This is a genomic window from Enterobacter sp. Sphag1F (assembly GCF_014193275.1).
In the GTDB taxonomy this organism is placed as follows: Bacteria; Pseudomonadota; Gammaproteobacteria; order Enterobacterales; family Enterobacteriaceae; genus Pantoea; species Pantoea symbiotica.
Map to the genome: position 1 here is coordinate 69,438 of NZ_JACHZD010000002.1, position 15,559 is coordinate 84,996.

Here is a 15,559-nt window from a genome sequence, read left to right on the forward strand (position 1 = left end):
ATCTCCCGGAAACCGGTAATGAAAAATTAATGTGGGAAGTTAAAATTGTGGGTATTTAAACGGCGATAGGTCGCTGGTGGCACACGATATTTACGGGCAAATGAGCGAGTAAAAGATTGTTGCGAGTCGTAGCCATACTTCATGGAGATATCAATCACTGCCGCGCTGCTATCGAGTAAATCATGCGCGGCTAACTCTAGCTTTTTATCGCGAATATAATTCCCGAGACTAATATGCATGATGCGCTGAAACATACGCTGCAGATGCCATTTAGAATAACCGGAACGAAGAGCCACATCTTCGATCTTAATCGAGCTACGAATGTTCGCATTTATCCACGACAGCAGGTCGCGGATAATAATTTCATGTCGATCCATTTTTCACCTCTTCTCTCACAGCCACGGGAAGTCACAGCATTGATGGAAAAGAAGCGTATCATTACAAGTTGCTTTTTATTAGGCAGTGAAAATGGGAAAGGTTTATGAGGCAAAATCATTAATGAAGCGGCAAAAGGTTAAGCAGAAGCAAGTCGAGCGGCTTAAATCTTGATGACCATCACTTTGCGTCAGTTTTTACTGGAAAATTCGTGAGAATCTCACATATATTTCAGGTTATGTGCAGGCGTTAGGCTTAAACCTAACCAAAATTGATAAAGGTAAAGCCATGCTGCGGGAAAACTTCAACGACCTGATCTATTTAGTGATGGTGGCGCGCGAATGTAGCTTCACACGCGCCGCAGCCAAATTAGGCGTGTCGCAATCGGCGTTAAGCCACTCGATTCGCGGTCTTGAAGAGCGATTAAATACGCGTTTATTAACGCGCACCACGCGCAGTGTCGCGCCGACCGAAGCAGGTGAAAACCTGATTCAGAGCGTGGCACCGATGATGGCCGATATTGAGAAAGCCCTGCTGCAACTGACCGATAATCAGGGCAAGCCGTCGGGAAATATTCGTATTACCGCCGGTGAACATGCGTTGTCTTCCACCTTGTGGCCGCTGCTAAAACCGTTTCTGCAAGCCTATCCCGAAGTGAATGTGGAGCTCTCCGTTGATAACACCTTAACGGATATCGTCAGCGGACGTTTCGATGCTGGCGTACGACTTGGCGAGAGCATTGAGAAAGATATGGTGGCGGTTAGAATCGGACCGGACTGGAAAATGGTCGCGGTGGCATCGCCAGACTATCTGCAAAAACACGGCATTCCGGCCACGCCCTATGAATTGCAGAATCACAACTGCATTAATATGCGCCTTCCTACGCTGGGAGGAATATATAGCTGGGAATTCAGCAAAGATGGCAAAGATATTCGCGTTAAAGTTGAAGGTCAGCTGATATTTAATAATCTCGCTTCGCGTATTGATGCGGCACTTTCCGGTATGGGCATTGCTTATGTGCCCGAAGACACCGTCAAACAGCATATCGCCAAGGGCGAACTGCAATCTCTGTTGGCAGATTGGTGTGAACCCTTTAGCGGATATTATCTCTATTATCCAAGCCGTAAACAGCACACCGCCGCGTTTGAGAAATTAATAGAAGCGATAAAATATAAGGGTTGAGATTATCCTTCCCGGCAGAATAGCCTTATGAGCGTGAGTCATCATTAATGCCGCAAATGGCTAATACAGGAAGTTAAGTAAACTGCACTGTATTAGTCATTGCAACTCACGTCATGATTAAGGCCTTTCTCTGTGAAGCCCAACGCCAATCTGCTGTCTGGACGGATTAAAAAGAACGAAATAAAAACATTGGCCTGTTCGATGCTGTATGTTTTTTCGCTGTTCGTGGCTTACTATTTGTTGCGACCGATACGTGACGAATTAGGCGTGGCCGGTGGGATAAAAAATCTGCCGTGGCTGTTTACCGGTACGCTGATCGCGATGCTGCTGCTCAGCCCCCTCTTCTCATTACTTATCAAAAAATATAACCGGCTCACAGCCATTAACCTGAGTTACCATTTTTTTGCTTTAAACCTGCTGATATTTTATCTGTTGCTGATACCGGCCTTTAATGAATATCGCCTGTGGACGGGCCGATTTTTCTTCATCTGGCTTTCGGTGTTTAACTTATTTGTCGTCTCTATTTTTTGGTCGCTGATTGTCGATATCTTCACTTCACAACAAGGGATGCGACTGTTTGGCATGCTCTCCGCAGGCGCAACGCTCGGCGCGATGGTCGGTTCCCTTCTCACGTTGGTTCTGGTTAAGTGCCTTGACCAACAGGGATTGATTTTACTGGCGTTTGTCATGCTGGAAGTGAGCGTGGTTGCCGCCCATCGCGCGGTTTACCACTCTCAAACCCAGCCTTCGCTAAACCAACCCGCGCAGATTGCGTCCGAACTGCCGATCGGCGGTTCTCTGTTCGCGGGGATTACCCAGACGCTACGTTCCCCTTATCTCTCCGGTATCGCGCTGTTTATGCTCTTTTACAGTGTGACCTCAACTTTTCTTTATCTCGAACAGGCGAGCATTGCCGCCAACACGTTTTCTGGTCGTGCGGAGAGAACGGCGTTTTTCGCTACGCTGGATTTATGGGTCAATATTATGACGTTGATCGCCCAAATATTCCTGACAGCCAAAGCATTAAAGTGGTTGGGACTTTCTCTCACTCTGGCTATTTTACCGCTGATTACCTTAGCCGGATTTTCCGTGTTACTGGCCTTTCCCACGTTGCTTATATTTGTTGTTTTCCAGGTCGCGCGCCGAATCAGTAATTTCACGTTTGCCCGGCCCAGCAGAGAGATTTTATTTACCCGCATCGATCGCGAAGGCCGTTATAAAGCCAAAAATTTCATTGATACCGTTGTCTATCGCCTCGGCGATCAGGTTGGCAGCTGGAGTTATGGCGGATTAATGAATCTGGGCAACAACAGCGGTTTTCTCGCCTACATCGCCATCCCAATTTCACTGCTTTGGTTGGCGCTGGCGTGCTGGCTTGGCCGCAAATCCCTTTCTCACACCCTCAATCCCGGAGGTGAATAATGTCTTTGTCACGACGCAATCTCGTCAAATTTGCCGCATTAACAGGAGCCATCTCTATGTCAGGTATTGCCTCGATCACCTCCGCTTTCGCGGATGACACATCGCCAAAAGGTGCGCTAAAAATCGGCGTGATCGGCGCCGGCTGGCTCGGTGGAACAGTAGCCAAACTGTGGGTCAAAGCCGGTCATCATGTCATGTTCTCCACCCGCCATCTGGATGAGCTACGCCGGAAAATCGCGCCTTTAGGGCCGAATGCCACGGTTGGCACGCCGGCTGAAACCGCGAAGTTTGCCGATATTGTGCTGTTTGCCGTTCCTTACGACGCGCTGCCGCAACTCGGCGCAGCGCTGGCCTCCGATCTGAAAGGCAAAATTGTGCTTGATGCCTGTAATCCTTCCGCCACGCAGGTCAATGCGCTTACTCAAGAAGCCCGACAAAACGATGTCGCTGAAACCAGTCGGCGACTGCTGGCCGGCACGCGCTACGTCCGCGCCTTCAGCGCAGTGGATGCCACCGCAATCGAGTCATCGGCCTCGCGACAAACGCAAAAGTTGGGGGTTCCTATCGCCAGTGACGATCAGGCGGCACTGAACGTGGTCGCCAGGTTAGTGATTGATGTGGGTTCGGTTCCAGTGATCACCGGCAACCTGGCTTCAGCTAAAGTTTTCCAGCGTGGCGGACCGGGTTTTCGCGCAAATACGGATGCCGAAGCGTTACGTAACCTCCTCAAGTTGCCAGCAAACACCTAGTTCATGAGCTGTACTCATAAAGTCTTGCGATTAATGAGTACAGTCAGCCGCGACCTGAACGCTTATAGTGATTGACGTTAAAACAAGCTGACTTCAGGAGTGGATATGACAGACGTATATGTGGTAATTGGTGCCGGATCGATTGGGCAAGCAATTGCACGCCGGGTGAGCCAGGGGAAAGTGATTCTGCTGGCCGACCTGCGTCCTGAAAATACTGAGGCCGCCGCAAAGACGCTGCGCGATGCCGGTTTTGTGGTTAACACCGCACAGGTGGATGTCTCTTTACGGCAATCCATTCAGGAACTGGTCAAGCTGGCAGGTTCGCTGGGTGCGATCAAAGGCGTTATCCACTCCGCTGGCGTGTCGCCTTCACAGGCTTCATCTGCCACCATCATGCAAGTTGACCTCTACGGCACGGCGGTGGTGCTCGAGGAGTTTGGTGCCGTAATTGCGCCAGGCGGATCGGGGATTGTGATCGCTTCGCAATCCGGACATCGCCTGCCGCCGCTTTCGGTGGAGCAGAATGAAGCCCTCGCCACCACACCGACCGAAGCGCTGCTCGATCTGCCGTTTCTGCAGGCAGATAACATCAGCGATTCCCTGCTGGCGTATCAATATTCCAAACGTGGCAATGCGCTGCGTGTGATGGCGGAAGCGGTGAAATGGGGCAAACGGGGCGCGCGCGTCAATACCATCAGTCCCGGCATCATCTACACGCCGCTGGCCAATGATGAGCTTTCGGGACCGCGTGGCGCGGGCTATCGCGACATGCTTGAGCGCTCTCCGGTGGGTCGCGGCGGTTCACCGGATGAAGTGGCGGCGGTCGCCGCACTGCTGATGGGGCCGGAAGGCACCTTTATTACCGGCAGTGATTTCCTGATGGATGGTGGTGTTACCGCTTCTTATTGGTATGGCGATCTCAAGCCAGCAAAATGATCGCCACACCAAATCCGATGATTATTGCTCCACGCTCAACGCGAGATCTTTGGCTAAAAAGAACGGCCTTAAATACCCCACGCTATTCGATAACGGCAAGATTTCATCGCTGAACTGAATGCCGATGGTTTCCCGCAAATAGCGGCGGCGGGTTTCGATGCGCTGCCACAGCGCCGGATATTGATTGCGGATGTCGCTTTGTAGCGCTGCATCAGCCAGCAGCACGCACTCTTCAGCGCTGGCACCGTTGTAGCCCGGCACCGATGGGATGATATCAATTTGCAGCATCATGCCGCTCTTGAGCAATTCGGTGGAATGGTGATAAATCGGCGAAGACATCCACTCTTCATCCGCCACCAGATGTCCCGGATTGAGATGCCAGCCGAAGTGCTCTTGCGGCAACACCTGCTCGATAAGCTGATACAGCGCCCCGCCGCTCATGCCGCAGCGAATATTTTCCAGCCACGCTACCACCGCAGTGAAATAGGGTTTGGCGATGCGATCCAGATAATCTTGCTGAGCTGACGGCAGTTCGCTTTGCTCGGCAATAACAAAACCGCTGCGGCTGGAGAGCCCGCCCTTGAAGGCGGTGGTCAGCGAGAGCGGATCGCCGCGCTGCACTTTTTTGTAAGTCGGATAGAGATTCGCCTTGTCGAAACGGCTGCCGGTCGCGGCGATGGTCACTACCGTGTTGCATTGCCCTTCGGCGTGAAGTAATGCGCCCAACTCGGTTTCACGCACGCCCACCTCGATGGCATTCAGCGCCTCCAGCATGCAATTTGATGCGAGGTTTGCGCCGTATTCGTAATGCGCGATTTCATTGGCATTGCAGGTGGTGCGCGCGCCGTTATCGCCAATAAACAAGTGGATGGCATTTTCCAACATGGCGTCATCGCTGAGCGTGCGCTGGATGGCGTCGACGATAAAATACGGCAAATCAAACATCGCGCGCCCATTATCCGCAGCAGGCGTAAACATCTTCCAGCCCACCAGCCCGACTTTATCGCCGTTCGCTAAGCCAGCGTGTTTGAACAGGCTTTCCAGCGGCGCTTCATTGTCCATCGGCTGATTGGGTAGCGAGAAGTATGGTGTGTGCAGCAGCGCGGCCGCTGTGCGTGAAAAGCGCGCCATTTTGAGGTTTTCGTTGCCCAGTACCAGCGTGCAATCCCCGGACTGATTCAGCAGCAGCAATCCTTCTTCGAAACGCGGGATAAATCCGGTGAGATACTCGAAATTGCTGCCGTGTTCCTTGTCGGCGTAGATCACCAACCAGTCAAAACTCTCGCGCTGCATACCCGCCAGCAACGCGTTTTTGCGCTGCAACAGTGTATCATCCGTGAGAAAAACCGGTTCAACGTCGCTGAACGTCACCGGCGCGCTAATCGGCCCGAACGTGATTGCCATGATGCACTTCCTCGCATTACAGAATGAGATGAGGATAGTAGCGTTTTTAGCGCAGCGGATTTTGATCCACGCGAAAAAAGGCGGAGGGGTGAGCTCCGCCTTGTCTCAAGTTCCGATCAGTGTGCCTGACCGGTCAGTTGCAAAAGGGCAACGATGATTTGAAGAATGATGCGGACGATGTCCAGCAGCAATCGAACAAGTTCCATCACTTTCCTTCTCCTCTGAGAGGAGCGCGCCTTTCAGCTGCCGGGGCTTTGACTCCACCCGCCGACCGCCTAAGCACAATTGTGAGGAGTGCTGAGCGGCTCTCATTGTGAAAGCCACAGGCCAGCACCACCTGAAACCTGCCGGGATTTGACTATCCGCGCCCCTGGAGTCATCAGAAAAACAATGAGGCTTCGCTCGTCACTCAACACCTGTATAACCATACAGTATTATGGCAAAACTTGAAATATATCGCCGCACATTTTATTATCGCCTTTGTGAGGAGTGCTGAGCACCCCGTTCGCGGCGCGGTTACCAGCCGGTTAGCGAACATAAAAAAAAGGATTTGGCTTAACGCCAAATCCTTTTTTATTGCCTGCGATTAATTATCTGGCGGAACTGATACGCCAAATGGTATTTCCCGCATCATCGGCAATCAACACGCCGCCCTGCCGATCGGTGGCTAAGCCCACCGGCAAACCGCGCACCTGCTTCTGATCGTCAGTCAGGAAACCGGTCACGACTGGCTGCGGTTGTCCTACCGGTTTCCCGTTCTCGAATTTCACCCACACCACCTGATAGCCGTTGAGTGGCGTGCGGTTCCAGCTGCCGTGTTCGCTGATAAACGCCCCGCCGCGATACTGCGGCATATTATCCGCGCCATAGAACAACAGGCCGAGCGGTGCGACATGCGAGCTCAGGGCGTAATCCGGTTTGATCGCTTTCTCCACCAAATCTGGCCTTTGCGGCTGCGCGCGCTCATCTACATGCTGGCCATAATAACTGTACGGCCAGCCGTAGAAGCCTTTGTCCTGCACCGACGTCAGGTAATCCGGCACTAAATCAGAACCGATCTCGTCGCGTTCATTGACGACAGCCCACAGCTTGCCGCTCTGCGGCTCCCACTGTAAGCCAGTTGGATTGCGCAGGCCGCTGGCATAAATCCGGCTGGCACCGCTGGCCGCATCCACTTCCAGCACCGCCGCACGGCGATACTCTTCGCCAATGCCGTTTTCCGTCACGTTACTGTTCGATCCCACGCCGACATAAAGCTTACTGCCGTCGGGACTGGCGAGCAGCGATTTGGTCCAGTGATGGTTAATCGGCCCGCCCGGCAGTTCAGTCACTTCCACCGGCGGTGTGCGGATCTCGGTTTGCCCGGTCTCATACGGGAATTTCACCAGGCTATCGGCATTCGCCACATACAAGGTGTTGCCCACCAGCTGCATGCCAAACGGTGCGGTCAGATTTTCGATGAAGCGATGCTGTTCCCATTTGCCGTTAACGTTACGCAACAAGGTGATGCGATTACCGCCCGCGCCGCCTTTACCGGACGCTTTCTGCACCAGTCCCATGATCAACTCTTTGGGCGCGCTGATGGTTTTAGCCATACCATTGGATTCCGCCACCAGCACATCATTATTCGGCAGCACCAGTACCTGACGCGGATGCTGCAGATTTTCGGCGATCTTTTCGATCTTCAACCCATCCGCCACTTTCGGCATTTCACCGGCTTTCCACGGCGTGCCTTCCGGCACCTGCATCGGCGGCATAAAGAAGTTCTGCGCCTGCGGCAGTTCAGGATTTGGACCAATCTGCTTTTGAGGATCGATCAGCGCCCCGTCGTCACAGGCGCTAAGCAGCATCGCGATGGCTACCGCGCTGAGTAAGTATTTCATACGCGACCTCCTTGTGTGCGACGTTCGCGCAACACCAGCTGCACGTTAGCGATCAGCAGCAGCGCCACCACCAGCGTCGACAGCGTCACGCCCAGTGGCACCACTGCGTAAGCATCGCGGCTGTGAATAAAGGCATTAACCACCGCCAGCACGATTGCCAGCAGCGACAACCAGAAATGGGTTTTCTCATTCGGCCGCGCGCCACGGAATAAATAAACCAAACTGATTAATCGTGGCAGGATAGCCAGCACCAGACCAATGGTGATCAGCCAGCTGGCCGATTTGGTCCACATGATGACGAAGGTTTGCAAATAGAGGATATCGAAAAACCAGGCGGCAACAAAAAAGCCCAGCGGCAACGGTTCCAGCAGCGTATACAACGTCACACCGAACACCGATCTTCCTGAGGTATGAAACATTACTCTCTCCCTTTTACCGTATTAACATCAGATGGTGCACGCGTTTCGCTTTTCTGAAACAACGTGCCACCACCTGTGAAATATTAGTAAAGATAAACAGTAACGTTTAACACTTATCTAACACCTTCAAACTTAAGACTTATCTGCCGGCAGGCTTACCCAATAACCAGGCTGATACGGCAATGGCAGGAACTTTTCGTGGAACTCACGGAACGTGGCGTCCGGATCGAGATCGGCAAACAGTTCAGGATGCAGCCACTTCGCCAGCGCCTGAATCGCGACAAACTGATACGGGCTGTCGTAGAACTGATGCCAGATGGCATGCGCGTTACCGTTGTGCGCGACCGGTAGCGTTTTGAAGGCATCACGCATCATTAGCAGCTGCAAACGCGCCGTCGCTTCTTTCACATCCGCACCGGGGCCCACGCCGACCCATTTGCCGACGGTGTTGTAGTTTTTCCAGTTCGCACCGGTTACCACCACCACATCGGGACGGCTGGCGATGATTTGTTCTGGATTGAGCGTGCCGAAGGTGCCTGGAATCAGGTCTTTGGCAATATTGCTGCCGCCCGCCAGTTCCACCATCTGACCAAAGTTCTCGTTACCAAACGACATGCAGCACTCGTCGGTGTAGCCGCCGGCGCGATCAATCATCACTTTCGGGCGCGTGCCGTTAAAGTTCTTCAGGCGATCGGTCACCTTTTCGATTTGCGCACGGCGGAACGCTACGATCTCTTCGGCGCGCTGCGGATTGTTGACCAGCTCGCCCATAATGCGAATGCTTTGCTCAGCATGTTCCATCGGCTTCTCGCGGAAGTCGATAAATACCACCGGCACGCCCACCGCTTGCAACTTCTCGATCAGCTTGCCTTCGTCAGTCGCGGCTTTGGATTCGAGGTTCATCAGCACCAAATCCGGCTTCAGCGTCAGCGCCTGCTCGACGTTAAAGGTGCCATCTTTCGCGCCACCAAAGGTCGGCAGCTTTTTGATCTGCGGATATTTCTTCTCATACGCCATATAGCCGTCGTAATCGGCTTTATGGAAATCGTCGCGCCAGCCCACCACGCGCTGGAACGGCGCAGCAGTATCAAACGCCGCCAGCAGATACATCTGGCGCCCTTCGCCGAGAATAATGCGTTTGGATTCTTCTTTGACTTCAACCTGTCGTCCAGCCACATCGGTAATCGTTTTAGCAGAAGCGTGACTCGCCACCGCCAGTAACCCCAGTGCAAACAGCCATTTTTTCATTTGATCGACCCGGAATGATAATGATTATTATTAAAATTTCGCGGCGTCACTATTACCTGGCTGACAGCAAATGAAAAGCCCCGGAGACACATTTTTTTACATTCACTCAGAGATTTCCCACTGTGCAATCGCTCACAAAATGCCCTTCATTCGTGAAAAACCTCACAGCGCACCGGGCAAATGCCCAATTAATCGCCGCGCTATCCCGCGCTTTGGCTAATGCGTAAACAAAATGTGAACGCTAAATTACAAAATGAAACGGCGTTTTATTTTTTATGTTAATGCCCAGCTGGGCAAGCTACCGAGTTGAAGGAGGAGTTACCGTGAAGATCAGTGCCATTGATGTCACCCTGTTTAGCTACCCTACGCGCCGCGTCTCTGACAGCGCCGGACATTCGCATCCCGGCGCAGAGACCGATGCGCAAATGGCGCTGCTAACCATCACCAGCGAAGATGGCGATTGCGGCTACAGCTTCGCCCCGGCCGAAGTGATTCGTCCGCACGTGGTGAATGCCTTCTTCCGCAAAGTGCTGATTGGGCAAAATGCCTTTGATCGCGAACGTCTGTGGCAGGATCTGGTGCACTGGCAGCGCGGTAGCGCCCATCAACTCACCGAACGCGCGTTGTCGGCGGTGGAACAGGCGCTGTGGGATTTGATTGGCCGCAAACTCAAGCAGCCGGTGCATAAGTTGCTTGGCGGCTATCGCGAGAAAATCCCTGCTTACGGCAGCACCATGTGCGGCGATGAGCTGGAAGGAGGTTTATCCACACCCGATGAATACGCGCAGTTTGCCGAAAAGCTGGTCGCACGCGGTTATCAAGCCATTAAACTGCACACCTGGATGCCGCCGGTGTCGTTCGCACCAAGTCCACAAATGGACATCAAAGCTTGCGCTGCGGTGCGCGAAGCGGTTGGTCCAGACATCGCCCTGATGCTCGACGGCTATCACTGGTACAGCCGCAGCGATGCGCTCACCATCGGTAAAGCGCTGGAAAAACTCAATTTCGCCTGGTTCGAAGAGCCGATGGAAGAAGAAAGCATGGCGTCGTACGCGTGGCTGGCGGAAAACCTCAGCATTGACGTGCTCGGCCCGGAAAGTCTCGGCGGTAAACACCACAGCCGCGCCGATTGGGTGCGTGCCGGTGCCTGCGACATTCTGCGCGCCGGTGCGAACGGCGTTGGCGGCATCTCCGCCACCATGAAGGTCGCCAGCCTGGCCGAAGCCTTTGGTATGGATTGCGAAGTGCACGGCAACGGCGCCGCCAGCATCGCGGTGGTTGGCGCCATCCGCAACTGCCGCTGGTACGAACGCGGTCTGCTGCATCCGTTCCTTGATTACGAACAGCCACCCGCCTATCTCAACGCGCTGGTCGATCCCATGGACGCCGACGGTTTTGTGCATCTGCCAACGCGCCCTGGACTTGGGGAGGACATCAATTTCGCGTGGATTGAGACGCACACGCTAAATCGCTGGTAAGCGCCCAACACAAGCAGTACGGCAAAAAACTATAAACCTCTGACCTGCTGGACTTTGCTTATGAACCTGATGAACCCCTGCAGAGCGTGGTGCGCCGCGCTGCTGCTGCTCACCTGTAGCCCGTCGCTACTGGCGTCCACGCCAGACGACCAGCTGATTGTGGGCATGAACATGAACAACTTACTCACGCTCGATCCCGCCGCCATGACCGGCAATGAAGTGGTTGGCATTGTGGTTAATCTCTATGACGGTTTAGTCGAGTTAGATCCGCAACAGCTCACCAACGTGCGCCCGGCGCTGGCGGAGCGTTGGGAGATCAGCTCCGACAATCGTCAACTCACCTTCCATCTTCGTGACAATGTCACCTTCCACTCCGGCAATCCGTTGAGCAGCGCCGATGTGATTTGGTCGATGCGCCGCGTGCTGCACCTTAATCTGGCGCAGGCGTCGGTATGGAAATCTTACGGCTTTAGCAAAGAGAACGTGGATCAGATGATCACCGCGCCGGACGCGCGCACGGTGGTGATTCGCCTGCCCAAGCCTAACGATCCCAAGCTGGTGCTCTACTCGCTGGCGGCGCTCGGCAGCATGGTGGTGCTCGACAGCAAAACCGTGCAGGCGCAGGCGGTGAATAACGATTGGGGCAATCGCTGGCTCACCACCCACGAAGCAGGTTCCGGGCCGTTCCGCCTTGATGTATGGCAGGCCAAAGATGTGCTGCGCATCAGCCGCGATGCCAACTACTGGCGCGGTGCGCCGAAGCTGACGCGCGTGGTGTTCCGCCATCTGCAGGAGTCGCAAACCTTGCGCCTGATGATGGAGAAAGGCGATCTTGATATCGCCAGCAATATGGCGATCCCCGATGTGAAAGCGCTGCGCCACGATCCCGATCTCACCATCGACGCGGTACAAAAAGGCACTATTTATTACCTGGCGATGAGCATGAAGGACGATCACTTCGCCAATCCGCAGGTGCGCGAAGCGCTGCGTTATCTGGTGGATTATCAGGGGATTAACAAAACGCTGATGGCCGGTTACGGCACGCTGCATCAGCGGCCGATTCAATCCGGCATGCCAGCAACGCTGCCCGATCCGGGCTACAAGCTGGATGTGCCACGCGCCAAAGCGCTGCTGGCCGCCGCCGGTTATCCCAACGGTTTTGATACCACGCTGCGCGTGCTGGCCGATCAGCCGTTCCTTAATGTCGCGATTGCGATTCAGTCCACGCTGATGCAAGGCGGCATTCGCGCCAAAATCATCACCGGCACCGGCAACCAGATTTACGGTGCGATGCGGGAACGTCAGTTCAACCTGCTGGTGGGACGCGGCGGCAGCGGCGTTGAGCCGCATCCGCACTCCAGCCTGCGCGCACTGGTGTATAACCCGAATAATGCCGATAGCGCGCGACTCACCAATTTTCAGGGCTGGCGCACCGGTTTTTATGACGCGCAGCTGAACAGCATGATCGATAAAGCGCTGCTGGAGCGCGATGTTAAACAGCAACAGCAGGATTACTTCGCCATCCAGCAGCGTTACGACCAGCTGATTCCGGCGCTGATGCCAATCTCGCAAATGACCGATTCGGTGGTGGTGAATAATCGCGTGCAGGATTACGTGCCGCATCCGTCGGCCACCACTTTCCTGCGTGACGTTTGGAAAACGCCAGACAGCCTGGCGGGAGGTGCGCAATGAAGCTAACAAAAAGCCACTGGCGACGCCTGCGTAGCCGCAGCGTGCAGGTCGCGATCACGCTGTTTGGCCTGCTGCTGCTGACCTTCTTTATTGGTCGCGTCATGCCGCTCGATCCGGTGCTGGCGATTGTCGGGCCGGATGCCGATCACAACACCTATCAGCAGGTTTATCACCAGCTCGGCTTCGATAAACCGCTGTGGGTGCAGTTTGGTATCTATCTGCAAGGCCTGCTGCACGGCAACCTCGGGCTGGCGCTGCTGACCGGACAACCGGTGATCAACGATATCCTGCGCGTCTTCCCGGCCACGGTGGAACTGGCAACGCTGGCGATTGTGATTGGTACCGGCCTCGGCGTCCCGCTGGGCGTGTGGGCCGCCGCGCGCCGCAACAGCGTGATTGACTATCTGGTGCGCATCATCAGCCTGGCGGGTTACTCCACGCCAATCTTCTGGGTGGGCATGGTCGGCCTGCTGCTGTTTTATGCCCATCTCGGCTGGGTCGGCGGCGCCGGGCGTGTTGATTTCAGTCTTGATGGCATTGTGCCGCGTCGCACCGGTTTTCTGCTCATTGATGCCTTGCTGGTGGGCAACTTCACGGTGTTCAGCAATGCGCTCAATCACCTGATTCTGCCCGCGTCGCTGCTCGGCTTTCACTCGCTGGCTTACATCAGCCGCATGACGCGCAGCTTTATGCTGGCGCAGCTGTCGCAGGAGTTCATTTTGACCGCGCGGGTGAAAGGGCTCAGCGAATGGCAGGTGATTTGGCAGCACGCGTTCCGCAATATTCTGGTGCAGCTGCTGACGGTGGTAGCGCTGGCGTACGGCTCGCTGCTGGAGGGCGCGGTGCTGATTGAAACCGTGTTCTCGTGGCCCGGTTTTGGTTCCTATCTCACCGGCAGTTTGATGCTCGGCGATATGAATGCGGTGATGGGCTGCGTGCTGGTGGTCGGCCTGATTTTCGTGCTGCTCAATCTTCTCTCTGACCTGCTCTATCAGGTGTTCGATCCGAGGACCAAAGTATGACGATTTCTCTCGATACGCCGCTAGCCAGCCAGACGCGCGAACGGCTGGCGCGCTGTCGCCGCACCGGCGCACGCATCGGCCATTTTCTCTGGCAGATGGCGCGCAACCCGTTAACCGCGATTGGCGGCGGCATCATTTTGCTGCTGCTGATAGTGGCGCTGTTCGCGCCGTGGATCGCACCCTACCATCCGCTGATTCAGGATCTCAACAATGCGCTGACGCCGCCCAACACGCAGCACTGGTTTGGCACCGATGAGTTTGGCCGCGACATCTTCAGCCGTCTGGTGTGGGGCGCGCGCATCACGCTGTATATCGTGCTGCTGGTGTCGATCACCGTTGGCCCGCTGGGTTTGCTGCTCGGCGTCACTGCCGGTTATTTCGGCGGCAAAGTCGATAGCGTATTGATGCGCGTCACCGATATCTTCATCTCCTTCCCGAGCCTGGTGCTGGCGCTGGCGTTTGTCGCCGCGCTCGGTCCGGGACTGGAGCATGTGGTGATCGCTATTACCCTCACCGCCTGGCCGCCGATTGCACGCCTGGCGCGCGCCGAAGCGCTGTCGCTGCGCCAGGCCGATTTTGTCTCCGCGGTGCGCCTACAGGGCGCTTCTTCACTGCGCATTTTGTGGAAGCACATCGTGCCGCTGTGCCTGCCGTCGGTGATTATCCGCATCACCATGAATATGGCAGGCATCATCCTGACCGCTGCCGGACTGGGTTTTCTCGGTTTAGGCGCGCAGCCACCGGACCCCGAATGGGGCGCAATGATCGCCAGCGGCCGCACTTACATGCTGGAGTGCTGGTGGGTAGTGACGGTGCCAGGTTTGGCGATTCTGATCAACAGCTTAGCGTTCAACTTCTTAGGAGATGGCTTACGTGACATCCTCGATCCCCGCAGCGAATAGCGCTGCACCGTTGCTCGACGTGCAGGATTTACAGGTCAATTTCGTCAATGGCCGGCTGGTGACGCCCGCCGTGCGCGGCATCTCCTTCCAACTGGGCAAGGAGAAACTGGCGATTGTCGGCGAATCCGGTTCCGGCAAATCCACCGTGGGTCGCGCGCTGTTACAGCTGCATCCGCGCAGCGCGCAGGTTACGGCACAGCGCATGCAGTTTGGTGACGTGGATCTGCTGCGCGCCACGCCAGCACAGATGCGCGCCATTCGCGGTAAGCGCATCTCAATGATTATGCAGGACCCGAAATACTCGCTGAATCCGGTGGTGCGTGTGGGCGAGCAGATTGCTGAAGCCTGGCGCAGTCATCATCCCGGCCAGCGCGAGGTTGCGCGGCAGCGAGCGATGGAGATGCTCGAAGTGGTGCAGGTACGCGATCCGGGCCGCATCTACCAATGTTATCCGCACGAAATTTCCGGCGGTCAGGGCCAGCGCGTGATGATCGCCATGATGCTGATTACCGATCCTGAACTGCTGATTGCCGATGAACCCACTTCGGCGCTGGATGTGTCGGTGCGTTTGCAGGTATTGGCGCTACTGGACGATTTGGTTAAACAGCGCGGTCTGGGGCTGATTTTTATCAGTCACGACATCAATCTGGTGCGCCGCTTCTGTGACCGCGTATTGGTGATGTATGCCGGGCGCGTGGTGGAGTCGCTGGCGGCCAGCGAGCTCAATCAGGCGCAGCATCCCTATACGCAAGGCCTACTCGCCGCGCTGCCGGATATGGATCAACGTCGCGCCCGTCTGCCGGTGCTGCAACGTCAAGCCAGTTGGCTGCAATCCTAAGGAGCAATG

Annotated in this window: 14 protein-coding genes; 9 read left to right on the forward strand and 5 right to left on the reverse strand. The window is 55.2% G+C overall.

The genetic code is table 11. The features are described 5' to 3' along the window. Positions 1-26: 26 nt before the first annotated feature. Complete coding sequence (locus tag FHW71_RS05755; protein ID WP_179451001.1) at positions 27-377, reverse strand: helix-turn-helix domain-containing protein; 351 nt, start codon at positions 375-377, stop codon at positions 27-29. 286 nt (positions 378-663) lie between these two features. On the opposite strand from FHW71_RS05755, the gene FHW71_RS05760 reads away from it, so the two are divergent. The 4 genes from FHW71_RS05760 to FHW71_RS05775 all read left to right on the forward strand — a co-directional run bounded on the left by FHW71_RS05760 (position 664) and on the right by FHW71_RS05775 (position 4,664). Next, complete coding sequence (locus FHW71_RS05760) at positions 664-1,557, forward strand: LysR family transcriptional regulator (protein WP_179451003.1); 894 nt, start codon at positions 664-666, stop codon at positions 1,555-1,557. Between the two features lie 132 nt (positions 1,558-1,689). Beyond that, positions 1,690-2,979 carry an MFS transporter gene (locus FHW71_RS05765; protein ID WP_179451005.1) on the forward strand — a complete coding sequence of 430 codons (1,290 nt, stop codon included), beginning with the start codon at positions 1,690-1,692 and terminating at the stop codon, positions 2,977-2,979. Between the two features lie 56 nt (positions 2,980-3,035). Beyond that, entirely contained in the window at positions 3,036-3,728 is a 693-nt protein-coding gene (locus tag FHW71_RS05770) for an NAD(P)-binding domain-containing protein (RefSeq protein ID WP_286176096.1), read from the forward strand. A gap of 105 nt (positions 3,729-3,833) precedes the next feature. Next, the gene (locus FHW71_RS05775) at positions 3,834-4,664 is read left to right on the forward strand and encodes an SDR family oxidoreductase (RefSeq protein ID WP_179451009.1); all 831 of its coding nucleotides are present in this window, start codon (positions 3,834-3,836) and stop codon (positions 4,662-4,664) included. Positions 4,665-4,685: 21 nt separating this feature from the next. Here FHW71_RS05775 and FHW71_RS05780 read toward each other — a convergent pair whose 3' ends face one another. The 4 genes from FHW71_RS05780 to FHW71_RS05795 all read right to left on the reverse strand — a co-directional run bounded on the left by FHW71_RS05780 (position 4,686) and on the right by FHW71_RS05795 (position 9,618). Next, on the reverse strand, positions 4,686-6,068 hold the full coding sequence (locus tag FHW71_RS05780; RefSeq protein ID WP_179451011.1) for a M24 family metallopeptidase: 1,383 nt from the start codon (positions 6,066-6,068) through the stop codon (positions 4,686-4,688). Positions 6,069-6,658: 590 nt separating this feature from the next. Further along, on the reverse strand, positions 6,659-7,951 hold the full coding sequence (locus tag FHW71_RS05785) for a sorbosone dehydrogenase family protein (RefSeq protein WP_179451013.1): 1,293 nt from the start codon (positions 7,949-7,951) through the stop codon (positions 6,659-6,661). Next, the gene (locus FHW71_RS05790) at positions 7,948-8,370 is read right to left on the reverse strand and encodes a DUF2231 domain-containing protein (protein ID WP_008110043.1); all 423 of its coding nucleotides are present in this window, start codon (positions 8,368-8,370) and stop codon (positions 7,948-7,950) included. Before FHW71_RS05790 ends, FHW71_RS05785 begins: the two co-directional genes overlap by 4 nt. A gap of 132 nt (positions 8,371-8,502) precedes the next feature. Next, complete coding sequence (locus tag FHW71_RS05795; RefSeq protein ID WP_008110045.1) at positions 8,503-9,618, reverse strand: ABC transporter substrate-binding protein; 1,116 nt, start codon at positions 9,616-9,618, stop codon at positions 8,503-8,505. A 323-nt stretch (positions 9,619-9,941) separates the two neighbouring features. Between FHW71_RS05795 and FHW71_RS05800 the strand changes: the two genes are divergently transcribed. Genes FHW71_RS05800 through FHW71_RS05820 form a run of 5 tightly spaced genes read left to right on the forward strand, consistent with a single transcriptional unit; the run spans position 9,942 to position 15,550 of the window. Next, positions 9,942-11,096 carry a mandelate racemase family protein gene (locus FHW71_RS05800; RefSeq protein ID WP_179451015.1) on the forward strand — a complete coding sequence of 385 codons (1,155 nt, stop codon included), beginning with the start codon at positions 9,942-9,944 and terminating at the stop codon, positions 11,094-11,096. Between the two features lie 60 nt (positions 11,097-11,156). Further along, positions 11,157-12,788 carry an ABC transporter substrate-binding protein gene (locus tag FHW71_RS05805; protein ID WP_179451017.1) on the forward strand — a complete coding sequence of 544 codons (1,632 nt, stop codon included), beginning with the start codon at positions 11,157-11,159 and terminating at the stop codon, positions 12,786-12,788. After that, complete coding sequence (locus tag FHW71_RS05810; protein ID WP_008110051.1) at positions 12,785-13,810, forward strand: ABC transporter permease; 1,026 nt, start codon at positions 12,785-12,787, stop codon at positions 13,808-13,810. The genes FHW71_RS05805 and FHW71_RS05810 overlap by 4 nt, the downstream gene beginning before the upstream one ends. Further along, positions 13,807-14,712 carry an ABC transporter permease gene (locus FHW71_RS05815; RefSeq protein ID WP_154152287.1) on the forward strand — a complete coding sequence of 302 codons (906 nt, stop codon included), beginning with the start codon at positions 13,807-13,809 and terminating at the stop codon, positions 14,710-14,712. Before FHW71_RS05810 ends, FHW71_RS05815 begins: the two co-directional genes overlap by 4 nt. Beyond that, positions 14,684-15,550 (forward strand): ABC transporter ATP-binding protein, encoded by an 867-nt coding sequence (locus tag FHW71_RS05820; RefSeq protein WP_179451019.1) that lies wholly within the window; start codon positions 14,684-14,686, stop codon positions 15,548-15,550. The genes FHW71_RS05815 and FHW71_RS05820 overlap by 29 nt, the downstream gene beginning before the upstream one ends. Positions 15,551-15,559: the final 9 nt, after the last annotated feature.